The sequence below is a fragment of the Martinezella lusitana genome (assembly GCF_900094565.1).
In the GTDB taxonomy this organism is placed as follows: domain Bacteria; phylum Pseudomonadota; class Alphaproteobacteria; order Rhizobiales; family Rhizobiaceae; genus Rhizobium; species Rhizobium lusitanum.
In genome coordinates, this window is the sequence record NZ_FMAF01000001.1 from 628,039 (window position 1) to 644,426 (window position 16,388).

Consider the following 16,388-nt stretch of genomic DNA (forward strand, 5'->3'; position numbering starts at 1 on the left):
TCGATCAGGACGGTCTGGAGCCGTCCGGCGAGAGGTAGCGAAAAATCGCGAAACGGGCCAGCAGAATAACGGTCACTACCAGCGTCAGGAACTTCAGCCTCACGATGATTGGCAGCACGCTTGAAAGAAGCGTTACGGTCGAGTCCGATGGCATCGCCGGCGGATAAAGCATGAGGCCGGCGATATTCTCGGCATAATCGACAACCCCATAAAAGACCCGCAGACAGAAAATGACTGTGGTCGCGCCCGGCGGAAGGGGGCGGCCGAAGAAGAAACCGCCGGGACCGATCAGACGCATCAGGCAGAACAACAGGCCGGCCAGCACCAGCGGAAAGACCAGTTCCGGTCCGAGATACATGGAATGCAGGATTACAGCCGGATCGGGATGATCCTTGAGATAGCGCACCATGGCAATGACATCACCCTGCTCGTAGCCGCCGATGCGCGCATCCAGCATCTGCTGCCCCGCCGCATTGCGAAAGGCAGTGACGAAGCCGGCATAGATCCAGGCAAACAGCGCCAGGCAGAGAGCCGCGAGGATCGCCGTCAGGCCCTGCAGGGACCTGACGCTGCCTTGGGCTTGATCTGCCATCGATCAGACGCCTCCACCCGGATAGTTCGGGCTTTCGCGGGTGATCGTGACGTCATGGGCATGGCTTTCACGCAGGCCCGCGCCGGAGATGCGCACAAAAGTGGCGCGCTCCTGGAAGTCCTTGAGATTGGCGCCGCCGACATAGCCCATCGCAGCCTTGAGGCCGCCGGCGAGCTGATGCAGCACGCCCGAGACCGGGCCCTTGTAGGGTACCTGGCCTTCGATGCCTTCCGGCACCAGCTTCAGCGTGTCGCGGACCTCAGCCTGGAAGTAGCGATCGGCCGAGCCGCGCGCCATGGCACCGACGGAGCCCATGCCGCGATAGGCCTTGAAGGAGCGACCCTGGTAGAGATAGACCTCGCCCGGGCTTTCATCCGTGCCGGCCAGCAGCGAGCCGACCATGGCGGCGGAAGCGCCGGCGGCGATGGCCTTGGCCAGATCGCCGGAGAACTTGATGCCGCCGTCGGCAATGACGGGGATGTTCTGGTCCTGAGCGGCCTGGACCGCCGACATGATGGCCGCGAGCTGCGGCACGCCGACGCCTGCGACGATGCGGGTCGTGCAGATGGAGCCGGGGCCGATGCCGACCTTGACGGCGTCCGCGCCGGCATCGATCAGCGCTCGCGTGCCGTCATAGGTGGCGACATTGCCGGCCATGATGCGGACCGAGTTGGTGAGCTTCTTGACGCGGGTGACGGCGTCGAGAACGCGCTGCGAATGGCCATGGGCGGTATCCACGACCAGGAGGTCGACGCCGGCTTCGATCAGGCGTTCGGCGCGCTCGAAGCCGTCGTCGCCGACGCTGATGGCGGCGGCGGCGCGCAGGCGGCCCTGCGCATCCTTCGAGGCATTCGGGTTGAGCTGCGACTTCTCGATATCCTTGACCGTGATCAGGCCGACGAGGCGACCTTCGCCGTCGACAACAAGCAGTTTCTCGATGCGATGCTTGTGCAGCAGGCGCTTGGCTTCCTGCTGCTGCACGCCGTCCGTGACCATGATGAGGTTTTCACGGGTCATCAGCTCGTAGATCTTCTGCTGAGGATCGGAAGCGAAGCGGACGTCGCGATTGGTGAGGATGCCAACGGGGAGTTGCGACTTTTCAACGACCGGAATGCCGGAAATGCCATGCGCCCTCATCAGGGCGAGTGCCTCGGCAAGCGTCGCGTCGGGACCGATCGTCACCGGATTGACCACCATGCCGCTTTCGAATTTCTTGACCTGGCGGACCTCTTCGGCCTGCTGGACCGGCGTCAGGTTGCGGTGGATAACGCCGAGGCCGCCGGCCTGTGCCATGGCGATGGCAAGACGGCTTTCCGTCACCGTGTCCATCGCGGCTGACATGATCGGCAGGTTCAGTTCGATGTCCTGGGCGATGCGGGTGGCAATATTCGTCTGGCCGGGCATGACCTCGGAGTGTCCCGGCTGCAGGAGCACGTCGTCGAATGTCAGAGCATCCAACCCGGTTGACGTTTCAATAATGCGTGCCATGGCCAAATTCCTTCGTCTGTGAAAAACAGCAAGGCTCCGGAACGAATCGTCTACCGGGCGATCTTGCAAGTGTTGCTTGGAAGTTGGCGAGGGCTGGTAACACGTCTATGACAGGAAGGGAATAGGGAAAAGCGCCCGGTGGATAACACCATCCCCCACACCGTGCCATGAAACTGCAAACGGCGAGTGTTTGGGCGGCTTTTATGGAAATCCGCTCTCTAGGCATGCAACCGTTGCAGGCATCCGGGATTTCGATTGCCGTATGAGGTTCCCTTTGCCATGCTGGGACATACTGGGCGCGCAGCTTTGAACGGAAGAGAGATCGGGGATGAAGACAGTCACCGCCGGAGTCCTGGAAATCGCCTATCACGAAACCGGACCGCTCGACGGCAAGCCGGTCATCCTGCTGCACGGCTTCCCCTATGATGTCCATGCCTACGACGAGGTCGCCCAACAGCTTGCGACAGAGGGCTGGCGCTGTCTCGTGCCGTTCCTGCGCGGCTACGGCCCGACCCGTTTCCTGTCAGATGAGACCTTCCGCTCCGGAGAGCAAGCGGCGCTCGGCGCCGATCTGCTGGCATTCATGGATGCGCTATCCATCCCTTCAGCCGTGCTCGGGGGCTATGATTGGGGCGGACGGGCAGCCTGTATCGTCGCAGCACTTTGGCCCGAGCGCGTTCGAGGGCTGGTGAGCTGCGGAACGGGATACAACATCCAGAATATCGCCATGGCCGAACACCCGGTCTCGCCGGAGGAAGAATGCCGTTATTGGTATCAGTACTATTTCCACTCGGAACGCGGCCGAGCCGGGCTTGCTCAGAATCGTCGCGACCTTTGCCGTTTCATCTGGCGGATATGGTCTCCGACATGGACATTCGATGACGCCACCTTCGAACAGAGCTATCTCGCGTTTGAAAATCCCGATTTCGTTGACATCGTCATTCACTCCTATCGGCATCGCTTCGGTGGCATCCCTGGGGATCCTGCCTTGCAGCCCATCGAGGCGCTACTAGCGAAACAGCCTGACATCACCGTGCCGGCTGTCGTGCTGCAGGGAGCAGACGACGGGGTCGATCCACCAGATGCGATCGACTACGCCGCCAGCCATTTCACAACACCATTTTATGAGCGCCGCATCATTCCCAAGGTAGGTCACAACTTGCCGCAGGAAGCGCCGGCCGCCTTTGCAGCCGCCATCCGTTCCGTCGCGAGATAGGGTGATGATCTATTCCACCACTGTAGCGTAAGGCTTATGTCCGGGAGCCAAGGCAGGACTATCCCCCTGCCCTCACAAGTCGAACTGATAGGTCTTCGGAATGTAGCGGAAGCCTTCCGGCTGCTTCTCGACGAAGCCGACGGCGGGGAAAGGCATGTGGAAGCCGAGGAAGGGAATCCGGTCGGCGGCGATCATATCGAAGATGCGCCGCCGGGTTTTGGCGGCTTGAGTCTTATCCACATCGAAGCGGACTTCCCAGTCCGGACGGCCGACGGACAGGATATAGTGATTGGCGGTATCGCCGGTCATGACAAGCTGCTTGCCGTCCGATTCCAGATGAAACACGAGATGGCCGGGCGTGTGACCAGGCGCGAGCATGGCGGTCATGCCGCTGACGATCTGGTCGCCATCCTTAAGGAAGGTCATCTTTTCGGCGAAGGGCGCCACATTGGCAAGCACGGACTTCTGGCCGCCTTCGGCGGGCGTGCCTTCGCGCGCCTTGTCGGTCCAGAAGCCATATTCGATCTCGCCGGCAACGTAGCGGGCGTTCGGAAATGCCGGGACGCCATCCTCCATCAGCCCGCCGATATGGTCTCCGTGCAGATGCGTCAGAGCGACGACGGTCACCTGTTCCGGCGTATAGCCAACGGCCTTCAGGCCCTCGCGAAAGCGACCAAGACCCCGCGCGCGGCCGGCGGCGCCGATGCCGGTGTCGACGACGATCACGTCGGAACCCGTGTCGATAATGCCGGGCGTATAGCTGTTCACAAGCTTTTCCGTCGGCAGGAGATTCTGCTCCAGCAGTTTGCGAACCGTATCCGGTGCCTGGTTCGAGCCGAAGATTTCCCAAGGGTTGTCCATGACACTGGCACCGTCCTTGATGACGGTGACGGTGCAGGATCCCAATTTGAACTGGTGCGCGTCTGGGGGCGGAACGGCAGTCATGATGTCACTCCTTGTACTGGGGCAGCGTAAGCTGCGCCTATCATCGCCGCCGGCAATGAGGGCCGGGAATATGATCTTGCGTGACCGATAATTTGGTCATGACAAGGCAATCCAATTCCGCTAATACACGGGCGGCGTTTTATGCGTTTAGCATTTCCATGCTCTTAGCATATGTCAAATCCTTCGTTCCGCGCCACGCGGCGGCGGACATCACGAAGACGTGATCTCCGAGCGATCATGGAGCAGAATCCGGGATTGGCAGCGGCTTCGCATAGGACTACAGAGCGGCTGACTGCCTCCCTAGCGGTCCGCCTTCCCGAAGATAAGACCCATCAAGGCAAGCGCCTATGAATCGCATCGTTCCGCTGATCCTCGCCGTCGCTCTCTTCATGGAACAGATGGATTCCACGGTCATCGCGACAGCGCTGCCGGCGATCGCCAACGATCTGCATGTCGGCCCGATCACCCTCAAACTGGCGCTGACCTCCTACATGGTGTCGCTCGCGGTATTCATCCCGATCAGCGGCTGGATGGCGGACCGCTTCGGCGCGAAGAACATTTTCCGCATCGCCATCTGCGTCTTCGTCATCGGCTCCATCATGTGCGCCTTTTCGGGCGGCCTCTTGGAATTCGTCTTTGCCCGCTTCCTGCAGGGTGTCGGTGGCTCGATGATGACACCGGTCGGACGCCTGGTGCTGGTGCGCACCACGCAGAAGAGCGATCTGGTCTCGGCCATGGCGCTGCTTTCCATTCCGGCACTTGTCGGCCCGCTTGCCGGCCCGCCGCTCGGCGGTTTCATTACTACCTATGCCTCCTGGCACTGGATCTTCCTGATCAACGTGCCCGTCGGCATTCTCGGCGTCATCCTGTCGTCAATCTTCCTGCCGGAGGTCGAGGCAACCATGCCGCCGAAGCTCGATGCTATCGGCTTCCTGCTGACGTCCTTCGCGGCGGCCGGCGTCGTCTTCGGCATGTCGGTCATCAGCCTGCCGGCGCTCCCGCCATACATCGGCATCTCGGCCATCGTCATCGGCTTCGTCTGCGGCTTCCTCTATATCGGCCACGCACGTCGCCACCCCGCACCGATCCTCGACCTCTCTCTGTTGAAGAACGGCACCTTCCGCGCTTCCGTCACCGGCGGCACGCTGTTTCGCATCTGCATCGGCGCCATGCCATTCCTGACGCCGCTGATGCTGCAGCTAGGTTTCGGCCTCAATCCGTTCCAGTCCGGCCTGATCACCTTTGCCGGCGCGATCGGCGCGATCTCCACCAAGTTCATCGCGCGCCGGGTTTTTACCGCTGTCGGCTTCAAGACAGCACTTCTTTCGGCTGCGGCCGTCACGACCATTACGACGATCTGCACCGGCCTCTTCCAGCCGTGGACGTCGCATCTCATCATCATCGGAGTGCTGTTGATCGGCGGCTTCTCGCGCTCGTTCTTCTTCACCGGCATCAATGCGCTCGCCTTTGCCGATATCAGCGACAAGCAGGCGAGCCAGGCGACCTCCATGAGCTCCGTCATGCAGCAGATCAGCCTGGCGCTCGGCGTCGCGGTCGCTGCCATGATCCTGGAAACCTCGACTTTCTTCCGCGGCACGGAACTGCAGGTCAGCGATTTCCACATCGCCTTCTTCTGCATCTCGGCCCTGACCGTGCTTGCCACCATTCCCTTCATCAGAATGGATCGCAGCGCCGGCGCCACGGTCTCCGGCCACAAGGCCGGCCTGAAGCGCGTAGCCACCCCGCAGACACAGGTGCAGCAGCCGGCCGCAAAATGATGACGCGTCAGTCAGGCGTCGGCGCCTATTCCGGTCTTTCGCAGACGGCGCTCAGCTTGTTGCCATCGGGGTCGCGCACATAGGCAGCATAGAAATTGGCATGGAAGGAGCGAAGGCCGGGCTTGCCCTCATCGGTGCCGCCATTGGCCAGGGCCGCGGCATGGAAGGCGTCGACATCCGAGCGGCTTTCCGCATGCAGAGCAACCATCGAGCCATTGCCGATCGTTGCGGCGCGGTGATCATAGGGAGTCACCACCCAGAACCGGCAACGGACGTCGCCATCGGCGGCATAGCCGATTTCCTCGTCCGATTCGCGTTGACGCCGGTAGCCAAGGATCGGCAAAACTGCGTCATAGAAGCCGCGAGCACGCGGAATGTCGTTGGAACCGAGCGTGACGTAAAGAAGCATGGTGATGATGAGCCGCCTTCAGTATCGAGGGGACCACATCATCGACCAAAAGCGACTGCTCAATCAAGCGCTTATTGTGCCGTGCTCGACATTGCGTCCCTTGAAGCCTTTTGCCAGCAGGAACATTTCGACCGATTCCGCCCTGGATGCACCCGGCTTCACATGGACGACCTGGCGGAAGTTCTGCTTCAGCAGGTTCAGCAGGTCGCGCTCCGTGCCGCCCTGGAAGGTCTTGGCGAGGAAATGCCCGCCCTCGGCCAGAACCTCGATTGCGAAATGCGCCGCGACCTCGCAGAGATGCATGGTGCGCAGGTGATCGGTGCGGTGATGGCCCGTCGTCGGCGCCGCCATATCCGACATCACCAAGTCCGGCTCACCGCCGACAGCATCGACCAGCCGTTGCGGCGCGTCCGGGTCGAGAAAGTCGAGCTGCAGGATGGTGACGCCAGGCAGATGCGCCATTTCCAGAAAGTCGATGGCCGCGACGCGAATATCGTCTTCCGTCGAGCCGGTCACCTTGGCCGCGATCTGCGACCAGCTTCCCGGTGCCGCACCCAGATCGATGATGCGGCGTGCGCCCTTCAGGATCTGGTGCTTCTCGTCGATCTCCAGCAGCTTGAAGGCGGCGCGGGCGCGATAGCCTTCAAGCTGGGCTCGCTGCACATAGGGATCGTTGATGTGCCGATGCAGCCACTCCCGCGAGGAGGCCTTCAGCTTCTTTTTCTTGACGCGCTGGCCGAGCTTGCGGCCCGTGCGGTTGCCGGCGATGGTTGGCTTACTCAAGTCTGCGGCCCCTTTACGTCCCTCGGTCGATAACCGCGGCGCGAGCGGCCCCGCCGCCAAACGCCGTCATCCGCCATCATGTCGGTAAGCAATCCCTCGCGCAGGCCACGATCGGCAACGCGCATGCGCGGGCTCGGCCAGCGGCGGCGGATCGCCTCCAAAATGGCGCAGCCCGCAAGAACCAGATCAGCGCGATCCGGCCCGATGCAAGGATTGGCGGCGCGGCCGGCAAAGTCCCACGAGAGCAGCTTCGCCTGCATCGCGCTGACCTCGTCGTCCGACAGCCAGACACCGTCGACCCTGCGCCGATCGTAACGCGGCAGATCGAGATGCACACCGGCAAGTGTCGTCACCGTGCCCGACGTGCCGATCAGATGGAAATCGCCGCTATCGCGTGCGGCCCCCTGTACCGGCGGGCAATCGAAATGTTCGAGCATGCGCTCAACCTCGCACACCATCGTCTCGAACAGCTCCGGCGTTACGTCGCGTCCGCCGTGCCGCTCCGAAAGCGTTACCACGCCGACGGGCAGTGAGGTCCAATGGGTGATATGATTGGCAAGCCGGCTCGAGCGGTTTTCGCCGATGCGGATGACGGCAATCTCGGAGGAGCCGCCGCCGATATCGAAAAGCACGACCGAACGCGCTTCCGGCCCGACGAGCGACGAGCAACCGGAGACGGCAAGCCGCGCTTCGGTCTCGCGGTCGATGATCTCCAGCTGCAATCCCGTTTCGGCGGTGACGCGCTCGAGGAAGGCCTCGCCATTGTCAGCCGCGCGGCAAGCTTCGGTCGCGATCAGCCGCATGCGGCGGATCTCACGCGTCTTCAGCTTGGCGGCGCAGATGCGCAGCGCCTCGACGGCCCGGTCCATGGCATCGCCGGACAGCCGTCCACTGGCGCCAAGCCCCTCGCCGAGACGCACGATTCGCGAGAATGCATCGATGACCCGGAACTGCCCCGGGCGCGTCGGCTGCGCGATCAGCAGGCGGCAATTGTTGGTGCCGAGATCAAGCGCGGCGTAAAGGTCGACCGGACGGGAATCGCCTTCGGCATGATGATGCTGCGCATGCCCCTCACGCCGCGGCATCGATTGCCGGTCATGGCGATGATCCTCATGGACCTGCACGTGCCCGGCGGCAAACGCATTCGTCGGGGCGACAATCTGTGCGGTCTTCTCATGCGCCAGTGGCCGGCCCTGCAAGCCGCGTTTGCTGCGGTGCTTGCGCCGGTTCTTGCCGCTCTTGTGCGATGAGGGATGTCCATGATCCGACGCGGCACGATGTTCCGGCGCGGACGAGGGCTGTTGTATCGGAGAAGCGTGCTGCCCATCACCATGGGCTCCGCCACGGGCGCGGCGTCGGCGCTTTCGCTTTTTGGCCGGGGAACCGGCTTCATCCTCTGTTGGGCGCGTCGCCGCCGGGCTGGGCTTGCCTGCCTGACTGGCCTCGGCAGAATGAGCGGTCGGACGGCCATGGCCGCCACGCTTGCGCTTCGCGCGCCGGGAGGATTTACCCTTCCTGCGCTCTGCTTCCGACGCCCCGTCTGCCTGCGGCGCTTTGCCGCTGTCGGGGTCACTCACGTATCTTTTCCACCGCGCCGAGCGACACCTTCCGGCATGCTGCAGGCGCTCATTCGATTTTCGTTGGGCCGAGAATACCAGCAGGATGGGTTTTCGCCAAATTCTTTTTAGATCGCGCCATTTTAGCTATTCGGTCGCGCTGCTTCCAGCATCCCCCTAACCCGAAACGGCGGCCATCAGGGACGAAACAGATTTTCCACCATGAATTTTACAAAGGCTTGTATTTTTGGCGACAATTGACGGCTCGACGGCCAGAGAATGCGGAATTCGCCGACATCCTCGATATAGTCGGCCAGAACGGAGACGAGCTTTCCCTCCGCAATTTGCCTGCCGATGGTAAAGAGCGGCAGGCAGGCGACACCAAGCCCAGCCTCAGCCATACTGATCAGCGGCTCGAGCGTGCTTGCCATCGACGATACAGGCAGCTCCAATTTTCCCACCCCAGCATCGTAGCGTAACGGCCAGCGTTCCAGCCTGCCGGTTGACGGATATTTGTGGTGGAGACACATGTGTGCGGAAAGGTCTTCCGGCCTTTTGGGAATCCCGAAGCGGTCGAAATACTCCTTCGACCCGACAACACGGTGGGAGAATCTTCCGAGCGTCCGCACCATCAGGCGGCTGTCGGTCATTTCGCCCGTTCGCACCACTGCGTCGAACCCCTCTTCGATCACATCGACCAGGCGATCCGTAAAATCGAGGTCGATCATCACGTCCGGGAACGCGCGCATGAATTTGGTGATCGTGGGCATGAAAAGCATGCCGGCGAGGGGCAAGCTCACGCGGAGCCAGCCACGGGGCGCGGCGATAGTTTGCGACAATTCCTGTTCTGCCGCTTCTATCTCGGAGAAAATTCGCCTGCAGCGCTCGAGAAACATAATACCCTCGGCGGTAATCGCGATGCTGCGGGTGTTTCGGTGAAACAGGCGTACGCCAAGCCTTTTCTCCAAGCGGGCCATGGTTTTGCCGATGGCCGACGAGGAAACGCCGAGTATCTCTCCGGCGCGGACAAAACTGCGGGTTTCCGCCGCAATCACGAACACATTCAACGCGGCGATATTGTCCATGGCGAGCAATCCCATTGCGGACGTCAACGTCCATTATCTGCGGATGACTAGCCCATTTTTTCCGCCTTTGTCGCCGGCTATCTCTCGCAACGCGGCAAATTCCGCCCGACAACTTTTGAACGGAGATCGCGTGACCCATCCCCAAAAAGCCGAGTTCCAATTCGCTTCTCAGCCCACCGTGTTCGTCGTGAACGTCATTCATGCCCATCCGGGCAACCAGGAGGAAGCATTCAAAATCATCCAGGATGTCGTGCACTATGTTGCGGAACGGAAGGAAGGATTTCTATGGAGCAACCTGTCGAAAAGTACGGACGGCAAAACCGTCGTGAATATCGAGGCGATCCGCGACGAGAACAATGTCGACGAATTCTTTTCCGATCCGGCCTTTCTCGAAAAATTTAAGAAGCTCGATACCGTCTCTGAAAGCGAATTTCACATCTACAAGGTTTCTGACCTCGTGCTTCCGCGTCCACTCGTGGGCTAAGCATTTCCGTTTCTTCCGACCGCGCATCAGAGATCGGAAGAAACGACCACATCAGCGCAAACTGCCGTTTGCGCTGATGGCAGCCGCGACCGAACGGCGCGATTTGAGCCGATGAACAGAGCACTCTCCAAGAGGCCGGTTATCTCAGGCCGTGAGCCTGCCCATGACGTTATCCGCCAATGCCTTCATCCGATCGATCGGTGCGTGGCCGATCAGCATGAAGGCGTGTGTGGCGCTCGACCAGTAGACGATATTCATGCCGCGGCGATTTTCCATATCCGGCGCAGCCGCTCCCCTGGCGGACTGGACGATGCAAAGGGCCATGGGTCCGGTTTGCGGATCGAGATAGGCAATCTGCGCGAGGGGCTTGCTGTCATAATTCAATATCTCGGCACGCTTGAAGTCGACGCCCGGCATGACGACGGTTTCGGGCGCCAGCAACAGGCCCAGCTTAGCGCCAACTTCGTTCAGCTGCGCTGTCTGCTGCGCCCGGTCGCCGCCCGGTGCGCTCAATGTATCCGCCGTATAGAGGGAGAGATATTCGGCAACCACGGCACGCCATTCGGTGTCTTCGTCCGGCCCGGCGAGACGATGGCCAATGCCGATCACCGCGCGGTCTACCGCAATGGCCGCTACGAAGCTCGCGGCAATTGCCGCAAGGAAGCCTCGGCGGCTGACATCGAAGGCACCGGTCTTGCGCTCCTGGACTGCGGGAATGGCGGCGAGCATGGCTTCCAGCTTGGCAGCGGGGGCCTCGGCAAGCAGCGGCTCGAACGCCTGGCGGAACGGCAGGGCGCTGTGCGACAGGAGATCGAATCGCTCCGCCACGCGCTCGTCGGCGGCGATCAGTCGTTCGATCCTTTCGCGATCGGGCGCATCCAGCTCGCCATCAATGAAGGCGGTGAGCTGCTCGTCCGAGGGCATGTTTCCTTTGTTCAATTCACTCATTTCCGTTCCCCAGTCGCCCGCCCCCCGAAGGCCGTCCGTCGTCCATCGCCCCCATGCCTTCAGCAAGCTTTGCCCGCGCCGCCGCCAGCCGGCTCATCACGGTTCCGATCGGCACAGCCAGAATGTCGGCCACCTCGCGATAGGAAAGTCCTTCGACATAGGCGAGAAATACAGCGGTGCGCTGCGCCTCCGGAAGCGCCTGCACCCGTCGCAACACCTGGCCGGCGAGAATATGCGTCTCTGTTTCCCGCGCGCCGTCGAAAACCAGCGTCTCATCGGCATCGACAAAGCCCTGTCCCAGGCGCACCCGCCGCGAACGAACCTCGTTCAGCCATATGGAATGAAGGATCGCAAACAGCCAGCGATCCAGCCTCGTGCCTGATGTAAACTGGGCCGCCCGCTCCAGCGCCCTGACACAGGTCGCCTGAACAAGATCGTCGGCCACGTCACGCTGGCGCGACAGCACCACGCCATAGCGCCACAGCCGCGTCAGATGTTGGGACAGGCCCGCCCTGATATCCTCTTCGCTCGCTATGGCATCCTCCGCGACATCAGCGCTTGCAGGAGCCGCCGGCCTTCTCGGCGGCTCCGATGCTATCAGACTATAAGCAGAAATTGCGGTACGAGCGACCGGCATGGTTCCCATATTTCTCGCAAAGCTCCCTGCTCATGACATTTGTCGTTGAACCGATCCCGGCCTCAAAGGCTCGACGGGTTCAGGATAGCCGCATGAAGATCGCGGTATTCCTCGCAAGTCGTGTTGCCGCAGAGCGCCTTGATCGTACTCAGCTGATCGTTGGCGAGATCCATCTGACCCTTGATGACGTAGGCTTCGCCGAGATATTCGCGGACCAGCGTGTATTTCGGATCCATGGCGACGGACTTCGTATAGTAGGAAATACCTTCATCGGTGCGGCCGAGCTTGCGGGTGGCATAGCCGCGATAGTTCAGCGCTTCGGCCGTGTTGGGGTTCTGCATGGTGTCGAGGACCGCCAACGCTTCCTGATAGCGATGATCCTTCTTGGCCAGCGAATATGCATAGTCAGCGCGGTTTTCGTCCGTGACGTTGGCACCTTGCTGCTTGACGCATTTCTTCGTCTTCTGGTCGTAGATCTCGCCCTTCTTGCAGGTCGGCGTCGTGCTGGAATTGTCGCCGGCTGCGAAAACCGGAACGGTGAAGGCACTGAGGGCGAGGCCTGCGCCGAGGGCAATGGAAGCCAGGCGGAATGCTGTGGTCGTCATGGAATGTCTCCTTGGCAAAATGGACGTTGCGAGGGGAGAACACACCGCCTGCTGCTTTTATTCGGATCGCCTGAGAATATTTTTTCTTCAGACCTTTGGCGGTCGTCACTCTTTTGTGACCGCCCCGGCATCGAATAGATGTCGATCGTTGCGTGTTTCACAGGGCACGCCCTCCAAGGGCAGCAGGAGAAACTCGTGATCGATACCGTCAAACTTCTAAGCCTTGCCGTCGCAACCCCCGACAACATCATTCTCCAATCGGAGGCCGCCGAAACGGCGGGCCGATTGTTTTCCGAGCGATTCCAGGATTTCAAATATCTGGCCCGCGTCTTCGAAAGCACCGGCATCCGCAAGCGCCATGTGGCGCGGCCGCTTTCCTGGTTCGAACAGCCACATGGCTGGCAGGATCGCATGGCGGCCTATGTCGAAGTCGCAACCGAGCTCTTCCGGCGGACCGCGATAGGGGCGCTGCAACGCGCCGGGATCGAAGCTCATCAGGTGGATTGCATCGTCACGGTCTCTTCCACCGGCGTTGTGACACCAAGCCTCGAAGCGCGGCTCGCCGGCGAGCTCGGCTTTCGCTGCGATATCGAGCGGGTGCCGATCTTCGGGCTCGGCTGCGCGGCAGGCGTTTCCGGCCTTGCCATTGCCTCGAAAATGGCGAGAAGCCGGCCGGGCGCAGTCGTCCTCTTCGTCTCGATCGAACTCTGCTCGCTGGCCTTCCGCCTGGACGAGCTGACCAGACCCAACATCATCGCCACGGCCCTGTTCGGCGACGGGGCGGCGGCCTGCGTCCTGAGGGCCGGAGATGGTGGCATCGCCGAAATCGAATCGACGGGCGAGCATCTCTTCCCCGACAGTCTCGGCATCATGGGCTGGAAGATCGACGACACCGGCTTCGGCATCGTCCTCGAGCAATCGCTGCCAGTCTTTGCCGAGACCCATGTCAGAGCCGCGATTGAAGGCATTCTCGATCGAGCCGGGCTCTCGCTATCGGATGTCGACCGTTTCATCTGCCATCCCGGCGGCGCCAGGGTGCTTGCGGCGCTGGAAAGCGCGCTCGGTCTCGAGCCCGGCTCGCTCGATATAGAACGCGAGGTGATCGGTGATTACGGCAACATGTCCTCCCCCACCGTGTTGTTCGTGCTGGAACGCGCGATCGCCGCTGGATTGCCTGAACGTTCGGCATTGGTTGCGATGGGGCCGGGGTTTACGGCGAGCTGCATCACGCTGAAGAGGGTCGCATGATGCTGTGGCCATCGATCGCTCTTCTGAGTTTCGTGACATTGCAGCGGCTGGCGGAACTGGCCTATGCGAAGCGCAACACCGCCGCCCTCCTTGCCCGCGGCGCCCGGGAATGCGCTGGGGAGCACTATCCCTTCATGGTGGCGATGCATGCGGCATGGCTCGTCGGCCTGTGGCTGCTTGCCACCGGCCGGCCGGTCGATCCCGTCTGGCTCCTCCTGTTCATGGTGCTTCAGGGATTGCGTCTCTGGGTATTGGCCACGCTCAAGGAGCGCTGGACGACGCGTATCATCATATTGCCCGGAGCGCCCCTTGTGACGAATGGGCCCTATCGCTTCCTCAATCATCCGAACTATGTGATTGTCGTCGCCGAGATAGCGGTGCTGCCGCTTTGCTTCGGCATGCCGCTCTATGCAGCGATCTTTTCGCTGCTGAACGGCATCATTCTCACTATCCGCATCCGCGCCGAGAACGCCTGCTTGAGACAGACTGCGGCCTGACCGCATTTTTCATTTGCGCCGCTGAAATTTGGCAGGCATTTTCGATGCTTAGGGCGCAGTCCACGCAACGATATCAAACCTTCCGTGAGATCGCGCTGAGTGCCATGAACATGCGGATAGCAGGGGAAAATGACAAAGGACGCAATCGTTCTCGGCGCCGGCATCGTCGGCGTATCGACGGCAATCCACCTTCAGCGGCGGGGACGCCAGGTCGTCCTCGTCGACAGGAAGGAGCCCGGCCAGGGAACGTCCTTCGGCAATGCCGGCCTCATCCAGCGCGAGGGCGTGGTGCCCTACGGCTTTCCGCAGCAATTCGGCCTGCTGCTGCGCTACGCCTTCAACAATCGCGTCGATGCGCATTACCATCTACGCGCGCTCCCCGCGCAGATCGCCTTCCTTGCCCGCTATTGGTGGAATTCCAACACCAAGCGCCATGAGATGATCTCGCGCGCATATGCACCATTGATCGAGCATTCCGTGAGCGAACACAACGACCTCATCGAAGCCGCCCACGCCAAGGAGCTGATCCGCAAGAACGGTTGGGTGGAGCTCTTCCGCTCGAACGAGAAACGCGACGCGGAGTTTGCCGAAGCCGAACGTCTCAACCGCGAATTCGGCATCGCCTACGATGCGCTGACCAGCGCGGACGTGGCGACGGCGGAGCCGCATCTCAAAGACAGCTTTGCCGGCGCCTTGCGCTGGCGCGATCCATGGTCGGTGGTCGATCCGCATGGGCTGACATCAGCCTATCGCCGTTACTTCGAAAGCATCGGCGGCCGCGTGACGACGGGGGACGCCGTCTCGCTTGGCCGATCCGGCTCGGCCTGGAGAATGGTGACGGCGGAAGGGTCGATCGAGGCGGAGGATGTCGTCGTCGCGCTCGGACCCTGGGCAGACCTGGTGACGAAACGCTTCGGCTATGCCTTTCCGCTCGGCGTGAAGCGCGGCTATCACATGCACTATGCCGCCGAGGGCAATGCCGTTCTCAACAATTGGACGCTGGATGCCGAACGCGGCTATCTGCTGGCGCCGATGAGCCGCGGCATCCGGCTGACGACGGGGGCGGAATTCGCGCTGCGCGACGCACCAAAGACGCCGGTGCAGCTCGACCGCGCCGAGGCCGTCGCCCGCACCGTCTTCCCGCTCGGCGAACGGCTCGACCCCGAACCCTGGATGGGCGCCCGCCCCTGCACGCCCGACATGATGCCCATCATCGGCAAGGCGCCACGCCACGAGGGATTATGGTTCGCCTTCGGCCATGCGCATCACGGCCTGACGCTCGGTCCCGTGACCGGCCGCGTGCTCGCCGAGCTCATCACCGGCGAGAAGCCTTTCATCGATATTTCGGCTTATGCGCCGGATCGATTCGCGCCGTGATCTTCAGCCTAGCGGATTGCCGCAAGGCCCTTGAGAGCAGCTTCGACAATGCCGTCGATCGTGTCGTCGATATCGACGGTGACGACACCAGGCTCGCCGGTCGGCACTTCCAGCGTCTGCAGCTGGCTTTCCAATAGCGAGGCGGGCATGAAATGGCCCTTGCGTTCGCCCATGCGCTTGGTCAGCAGCTCCTTGGAGCCGTCAAGATAGATGAAATAGAGATGGCCGCCGGCAGCAGCACGCAGGCGTTCGCGATAGATGCGCTTGAGCGCCGAGCAGGAAACGGCGATCCCCTCGCCCTTGGCAAGGCTTGCCGTGATCTCCTGGCCGATCTTTTCGAGCCACGGCCAGCGATCCTCGTCGGTCAGCGGGATGCCCTTGCTCATCTTCTCGACATTGGCCGCCGGATGCAGCGCATCGCCCTCGATGAAATGTATGTCGAGCCGAGCCGCCACGCCCTCGCCGATCGAGGATTTGCCGCTGCCGCTCACACCCATGACGATGATGGCAAGGGGAATCTTGGATATTTCACTCATATTGTTTTCTGCCTTGAACCATGGCCGATAATGACAGTCAGGCAGGTTCCACCGTTGACGCATCCAAGTGCCTGGCCCCTCAGCCTAACCCTCTCCCCGCACGCGGGGAGAGGGTTAGGCTGAGCAAGCCAATCGGCATCTGCAACTGTGACGGAGGCAGTGCCGGGCAAAAAGGCGCGGGAAAGCCGGACCTGCCTGTTTCAC

The 16,388-nt window shown here is 61.6% G+C and carries 17 protein-coding genes; 6 read left to right on the forward strand and 11 right to left on the reverse strand.

The window, feature by feature from the left end; all coding sequences use genetic code 11:
- Positions 1–4 precede the first annotated feature (4 nt).
- Both GA0061101_RS03015 and guaB read right to left on the reverse strand, forming a co-directional pair.
- A complete protein-coding gene (locus GA0061101_RS03015) occupies positions 5–592 on the reverse strand; it encodes a hypothetical protein (protein ID WP_092572982.1) in 588 nt (195 codons plus the stop codon).
- Positions 593–595: 3 nt separating this feature from the next.
- The gene (gene guaB / locus GA0061101_RS03020; RefSeq protein WP_047561039.1) at positions 596–2,080 is read right to left on the reverse strand and encodes an IMP dehydrogenase; all 1,485 of its coding nucleotides are present in this window, start codon (positions 2,078–2,080) and stop codon (positions 596–598) included.
- Between the two features lie 328 nt (positions 2,081–2,408).
- Here guaB and GA0061101_RS03030 point away from each other — a divergent pair, with 328 nt between their 5' ends.
- Complete coding sequence (locus GA0061101_RS03030) at positions 2,409–3,296, forward strand: alpha/beta fold hydrolase (RefSeq protein ID WP_047561036.1); 888 nt, start codon at positions 2,409–2,411, stop codon at positions 3,294–3,296.
- 72 nt (positions 3,297–3,368) lie between these two features.
- On the opposite strand, the gene GA0061101_RS03035 is transcribed toward GA0061101_RS03030, so the two are convergent.
- Positions 3,369–4,241, reverse strand: coding sequence for an MBL fold metallo-hydrolase (locus GA0061101_RS03035; RefSeq protein WP_208864985.1), 873 nt, complete (start codon positions 4,239–4,241; stop codon positions 3,369–3,371).
- Positions 4,242–4,588: 347 nt separating this feature from the next.
- On the opposite strand from GA0061101_RS03035, the gene GA0061101_RS03040 reads away from it, so the two are divergent.
- A complete protein-coding gene (locus GA0061101_RS03040) occupies positions 4,589–6,019 on the forward strand; it encodes an MFS transporter (RefSeq protein WP_037198979.1) in 1,431 nt (476 codons plus the stop codon).
- Positions 6,020–6,044: 25 nt separating this feature from the next.
- Here the strand turns inward: GA0061101_RS03040 and GA0061101_RS03045 are convergent, their stop codons facing one another.
- The 4 genes from GA0061101_RS03045 to GA0061101_RS03060 all read right to left on the reverse strand — a co-directional run bounded on the left by GA0061101_RS03045 (position 6,045) and on the right by GA0061101_RS03060 (position 9,852).
- Positions 6,045–6,428, reverse strand: a complete 384-nt coding sequence (locus GA0061101_RS03045; protein ID WP_037198982.1) for a VOC family protein — start codon at positions 6,426–6,428, stop codon at positions 6,045–6,047.
- Between the two features lie 63 nt (positions 6,429–6,491).
- Positions 6,492–7,211, reverse strand: a complete 720-nt coding sequence (locus tag GA0061101_RS03050; RefSeq protein ID WP_037198985.1) for an RlmE family RNA methyltransferase — start codon at positions 7,209–7,211, stop codon at positions 6,492–6,494.
- Entirely contained in the window at positions 7,208–8,788 is a 1,581-nt protein-coding gene (locus GA0061101_RS03055; protein WP_047640451.1) for a Ppx/GppA phosphatase family protein, read from the reverse strand. The genes GA0061101_RS03050 and GA0061101_RS03055 overlap by 4 nt, the downstream gene beginning before the upstream one ends.
- Before the next feature lie 176 nt (positions 8,789–8,964).
- Positions 8,965–9,852 (reverse strand): LysR family transcriptional regulator, encoded by an 888-nt coding sequence (locus GA0061101_RS03060; protein WP_092572985.1) that lies wholly within the window; start codon positions 9,850–9,852, stop codon positions 8,965–8,967.
- Between the two features lie 130 nt (positions 9,853–9,982).
- Here GA0061101_RS03060 and GA0061101_RS03065 point away from each other — a divergent pair, with 130 nt between their 5' ends.
- On the forward strand, positions 9,983–10,336 hold the full coding sequence (locus GA0061101_RS03065) for an antibiotic biosynthesis monooxygenase (protein WP_092573028.1): 354 nt from the start codon (positions 9,983–9,985) through the stop codon (positions 10,334–10,336).
- Between the two features lie 144 nt (positions 10,337–10,480).
- Here GA0061101_RS03065 and GA0061101_RS03070 read toward each other — a convergent pair whose 3' ends face one another.
- From GA0061101_RS03070 to GA0061101_RS03080, 3 genes are all read right to left on the reverse strand, one after another.
- Positions 10,481–11,284, reverse strand: a complete 804-nt coding sequence (locus GA0061101_RS03070; protein WP_245297427.1) for an anti-sigma factor family protein — start codon at positions 11,282–11,284, stop codon at positions 10,481–10,483.
- Complete coding sequence (locus GA0061101_RS03075; RefSeq protein WP_047640465.1) at positions 11,277–11,921, reverse strand: RNA polymerase sigma factor; 645 nt, start codon at positions 11,919–11,921, stop codon at positions 11,277–11,279. The genes GA0061101_RS03070 and GA0061101_RS03075 overlap by 8 nt, the downstream gene beginning before the upstream one ends.
- Before the next feature lie 62 nt (positions 11,922–11,983).
- A complete protein-coding gene (locus tag GA0061101_RS03080; protein WP_037198995.1) occupies positions 11,984–12,526 on the reverse strand; it encodes a tetratricopeptide repeat protein in 543 nt (180 codons plus the stop codon).
- 195 nt (positions 12,527–12,721) lie between these two features.
- On the opposite strand from GA0061101_RS03080, the gene GA0061101_RS03085 reads away from it, so the two are divergent.
- The 3 genes from GA0061101_RS03085 (at position 12,722) to GA0061101_RS03095 (ending at position 15,648) form a co-directional block, all read left to right on the forward strand.
- The gene (locus GA0061101_RS03085) at positions 12,722–13,774 is read left to right on the forward strand and encodes a type III polyketide synthase (protein WP_092572986.1); all 1,053 of its coding nucleotides are present in this window, start codon (positions 12,722–12,724) and stop codon (positions 13,772–13,774) included.
- Positions 13,774–14,271 (forward strand): isoprenylcysteine carboxyl methyltransferase family protein, encoded by a 498-nt coding sequence (locus GA0061101_RS03090; RefSeq protein WP_047561081.1) that lies wholly within the window; start codon positions 13,774–13,776, stop codon positions 14,269–14,271. The genes GA0061101_RS03085 and GA0061101_RS03090 overlap by 1 nt, the downstream gene beginning before the upstream one ends.
- A gap of 129 nt (positions 14,272–14,400) precedes the next feature.
- Positions 14,401–15,648, forward strand: a complete 1,248-nt coding sequence (locus GA0061101_RS03095; RefSeq protein WP_047640450.1) for an NAD(P)/FAD-dependent oxidoreductase — start codon at positions 14,401–14,403, stop codon at positions 15,646–15,648.
- Between the two features lie 8 nt (positions 15,649–15,656).
- Here GA0061101_RS03095 and GA0061101_RS03100 read toward each other — a convergent pair whose 3' ends face one another.
- Positions 15,657–16,184 (reverse strand): gluconokinase, encoded by a 528-nt coding sequence (locus GA0061101_RS03100; protein ID WP_037199003.1) that lies wholly within the window; start codon positions 16,182–16,184, stop codon positions 15,657–15,659.
- Between the last annotated feature and the right edge of the window lie 204 nt (positions 16,185–16,388).

Bases quoted from the DNA above. Each gene is read 5' to 3' on its own strand.
- GA0061101_RS03015 (WP_092572982.1), bottom strand. From the start codon at position 592: ATGGCAGATCAAGCCCAAGGCAGCGTCAGGTCCCTGCAGGGCCTGACG.
- guaB (WP_047561039.1), bottom strand. From the start codon at position 2,080: ATGGCACGCATTATTGAAACGTCAACCGGGTTGGATGCTCTGACATTC.
- GA0061101_RS03030 (WP_047561036.1), top strand. From the start codon at position 2,409: ATGAAGACAGTCACCGCCGGAGTCCTGGAAATCGCCTATCACGAAACC.
- GA0061101_RS03035 (WP_208864985.1), bottom strand. From the start codon at position 4,241: ATGACTGCCGTTCCGCCCCCAGACGCGCACCAGTTCAAATTGGGATCC.
- GA0061101_RS03040 (WP_037198979.1), top strand. From the start codon at position 4,589: ATGAATCGCATCGTTCCGCTGATCCTCGCCGTCGCTCTCTTCATGGAA.
- GA0061101_RS03045 (WP_037198982.1), bottom strand. From the start codon at position 6,428: ATGCTTCTTTACGTCACGCTCGGTTCCAACGACATTCCGCGTGCTCGC.
- GA0061101_RS03060 (WP_092572985.1), bottom strand. From the start codon at position 9,852: ATGGACAATATCGCCGCGTTGAATGTGTTCGTGATTGCGGCGGAAACC.
- GA0061101_RS03070 (WP_245297427.1), bottom strand. From the start codon at position 11,284: ATGAGTGAATTGAACAAAGGAAACATGCCCTCGGACGAGCAGCTCACC.
- GA0061101_RS03075 (WP_047640465.1), bottom strand. From the start codon at position 11,921: ATGCCGGTCGCTCGTACCGCAATTTCTGCTTATAGTCTGATAGCATCG.
- GA0061101_RS03080 (WP_037198995.1), bottom strand. From the start codon at position 12,526: ATGACGACCACAGCATTCCGCCTGGCTTCCATTGCCCTCGGCGCAGGC.
- GA0061101_RS03090 (WP_047561081.1), top strand. From the start codon at position 13,774: ATGCTGTGGCCATCGATCGCTCTTCTGAGTTTCGTGACATTGCAGCGG.
- GA0061101_RS03095 (WP_047640450.1), top strand. From the start codon at position 14,401: ATGACAAAGGACGCAATCGTTCTCGGCGCCGGCATCGTCGGCGTATCG.
- GA0061101_RS03100 (WP_037199003.1), bottom strand. From the start codon at position 16,184: ATGAGTGAAATATCCAAGATTCCCCTTGCCATCATCGTCATGGGTGTG.